This window comes from Oleiphilus sp. HI0043, from assembly GCF_001634935.1.
On the sequence record NZ_LWEY01000139.1, the window covers coordinates 1 to 672 of the forward strand.

Annotated in this window: 1 protein-coding gene; it reads left to right on the forward strand. The window is 45.1% G+C overall.

Annotated elements, in window-relative coordinates:
• Positions 1–531 (forward strand): FAD-dependent oxidoreductase (locus A3729_RS02750; protein WP_197475496.1); only part of this gene is annotated, 531 nt, incomplete at its 5' end.
• Between the last annotated feature and the right edge of the window lie 141 nt (positions 532–672).

Consider the following 672-nt stretch of genomic DNA (forward strand, 5'->3'; position numbering starts at 1 on the left):
TACTGCCCGCACTGTGACGGACCGTTCTTTAAAGGTAAGGATGTTGCTGTTATTGGTGGCGGAAATTCAGGTGTTGAAGCGGCTTTGGATTTAGCTGGTATCGTAAAATCTGTCACAATCTACGAGTTTATGCCTGAATTAAAGGCTGACAAGGTCTTGGTTGAGCAAGCTAAAAAACGTGAGAATATTACTATTCTGCGTAATGTAGCGACCAAAGAAATCTTGGCTGAAGGTGGCAAGGTTGTTGCCTTAGCATACGAAGATCGTGATAGTGGTGAAATTAAGCGCCAGGAATTATCAGGCATTTTCGTCCAAATAGGCTTGGTGCCCAATAGTGGCTTCCTGGAAGGCATTGTAGAAATGAACGCCTATGGCGAGGTAATTGTAGACGCCAAAGGTCAGACTGACGTACCAGGAATCTTTGCCTGCGGTGACGTGACGACCGTGCCTTATAAACAGATCGTGATCGCTATGGGGGAAGGTGCCAAAGCTTCTCTTGCAGCCTTTGACTACTTGCTAATGCAAGGCTAGCCTAAAAAAGCCAGTCCCAGGTATATTGAGCCAATTGGGGCTGGCTTTGTTTTACTAGCGGTAAATCTTCTCTAGACTTTACTTTCTGCTCTGTTATGTTTGTATCAGACCATGACATAGCCAAGCAGACCCTTAATGAAA